The 2,780-nt window shown below is 28.0% G+C and carries 2 protein-coding genes; both read left to right on the top strand.

Annotated elements, in window-relative coordinates:
* The coding region (locus C4B24_RS05000) for a hypothetical protein (protein ID WP_168388358.1) at positions 1-1,488 on the top strand (1,488 nt) is incomplete at its 5' end.
* A gap of 236 nt (positions 1,489-1,724) precedes the next feature.
* Positions 1,725-2,714 carry a tRNA dihydrouridine synthase DusB gene (gene dusB / locus C4B24_RS04530; RefSeq protein ID WP_131599590.1) on the top strand — a complete coding sequence of 330 codons (990 nt, stop codon included), beginning with the start codon at positions 1,725-1,727 and terminating at the stop codon, positions 2,712-2,714.
* Positions 2,715-2,780 lie beyond the last annotated feature (66 nt).

Here is a 2,780-nt window from a genome sequence, read left to right as displayed (position 1 = left end):
GATAAAACAACCGCTGATCAAGATCTTGCAACAAAAACAACTGCTTTTGATGATGCCAACAACGAATTTGCTAAAGCTCAAAAAGCAGCACAAGATGCACAAGCAGCATTAGATGATGCAACTAAAAAACATACAGACAAAAAAGCTGAATTGCCTAAATTGAATGCTGATAAAATAGCTGCCGATCAAGATCTTGCAACAAAAACAACTGCTTTTGATGATGCTAACAGCGAATTTGCTAAAGCTCAAAAAGCAGCACAAGATGCACAAGCAGCATTAGATGATGCAACTAAAAAACATGATGTAAATACTACAAAAAAACATGAACTTGAAACTAAATTAGATTCTCAAAAAATAAAAAGAGACAGCATTGATAATGCAATTGCAGATTTAGATAAAAAAATAAAAGTTGTTATAAATGATAAAAAAATAAATGAAGCGAATTTGAAAACAAATAATGACCGAGATTTAAAAATTCCTACTGATAAAAATGCTATTGAAGATAAAATTAAAAATCTCAATAAAAATAAAGTTATTTTTGAAAAAATATTAAATGAGGCTACAAAAGATTTTGAACCATTCAATAAAAATAAAGCGGATGCTGAATTATATAAAAAGATTACAGCAACCATTGAAGGTCAATTAAAACAGGAAAAAGAAAAAATTACTTTTGCACAAGCAGGAACATATGACGTTCTTCATGATTCTAATGGTTTAGCATTAATTATTGTTAATGGTAATTTCAAAACTCCTGAGCAGGCAATGATTGGTTCTGGGTGACAAAGTGGTCTAAAAATGGTTTATAAAATTGCAATGTCAAACCCTGATAAAATCAATGTCAAACAAGATAAGAGCGGAAAAGTTTTCTTTGATATCAAAACAACTTCAACGTATTTAGCTAATAATATAAAATCGGAAACAAAGTATGATGAAAAACATACCACAGCAATGCTTAATGATCCTTTATTGAACAAATTCTTTATAACTCCATTTATAAAAACTGGTAAAATTGCTAAATTTGGTGCAGATAAAATAGTGGATATTGTCCTTAATTTAAGCACATATAAAGAAAATATTGGTAAAACAATTGAAAACATTGATTCGTCATTATCCGATTTTGGGAAAATGCTTCAATTAACTGAATTAGACTTACAAATGTTCGTTGCTAATTTAACAGGCAATGAGGCTCATTATTACGGTGAATTTGATCTAAACAATGGTAAAACTTCTTATGAATTAGAAAGGAATGCATTTATGTCTCCTCAATTCAATATTTATAACTACAAAAACTACCAAAGTAATAATAGTAAAATAAATACTGATGGCGCAGTTTTAACAGTTAAGAAACTTGGAGTAACAGTAAATGCACATATTTTAGAATTTATCAAAAACATTACTAAAGATCCATATTCTAACTATACTTTCAGTGTTCTTGAGCTTTTAAAAAGCGCAAATATAGATGAAATAATTAAGAAAATTAAAATCTAAAATTTAAAGTAATGATAATGGTGTTTATTACATTGTAAAAACCTTTGTTGTTATTTTATTATTGTATAATTTAAATGCATAATTAAAAATTATGTTTAAGAATAAAATACACTAATTATTAAAGGAATATTTCAAGAGAAACGCCAATTCTCAATAAAAAAATATTTTTATTGTTCGTTAATAAAATAAAAGTAACTAAATGCATATTAGTATGCATTTTTTTATATAATTTTTTTATGTTTAAAATAGGAAATATAGAAATTAAGAATAAAATTATACTAGCACCAATGGCGGGTGTTACTAATAGTGCTTATAGAATAATAGCAAAAGACTTCGAACCTGGTTATGTATGTACGGAAATGACTTCCAACGTTGGGTTTAAATATAATTCAGCCAAAACAAAGGATATTGCAAAAGTTAGTGAAAATGAAGGTATAGTTGCATTGCAAATTTTTGGTGGAGATGTTGAAGATTATGTTGAAGCTGCAAAATATTATGATAAAAATTCAAATGCTAAAATAATAGATATTAATATGGGGTGTCCTGTTAAGAAGGTTGCTATAAAATCTCAAGCCGGATCTGCATTAATTAAGACTCCTGAAAAAGTGAGAGAAATTGTTTCTAAAATTACTGCAACAATTAATAAACCCTTAACTGTAAAAATTAGATTAGGGTGGGATGAAAAATCATCTAATTATATGGATATTGCTAAAATAATTGAAGAATCGGGTGCTGCAGCCTTAATTGTTCATGGAAGAACAAGGGAACAAATGTATCAAGGAAAGGCTAATTGGGATGCCATTAAAGAAATCAAAGAATCATTATCAATACCTGTTATTGGAAATGGCGATGTTTTTACACCTGAAGATGCTAAGAAGATGTTAGACTACACAGGAGTTGATGCAGTTATGGTTGCAAGAGCTGCACAAACTAGCCCATGAGTCATAAAACAAATGAATGATTATATAAAGACAGGCAAGTATGGTCCTAATCCAACAATTGATATAATTTATAAAACTTTAAATAGATATATGAATATATTATTGGAAGAATGATCTGAAAGTTATACCTTAGCTCAATCCAAAAGTGTTTCTTCACAATGATTTGCTGGATTTAAAGGCGCGAATGATGAGAGAAGAGCATTTATGACAACCAAGGATTTATCCATTTTTAGAGTAAATTTAGCTAAATTTGTAGAAAAATTAAAAGAAAAATATGAAAAATAATATTTAGGAACTAATTATAGTTCCTTTTTTTAATATTCTTTATGTTATTTTTCTTTCATATTATTG

It is taken from the genome of Mycoplasma marinum (assembly GCF_004335975.1).
GTDB classification, from domain to species: domain Bacteria; phylum Bacillota_I; class Bacilli_A; order Mycoplasmatales; family Metamycoplasmataceae; genus Mycoplasma_K; species Mycoplasma_K marinum.
This window is presented reverse-complemented; position numbering and strand designations above follow the sequence as displayed.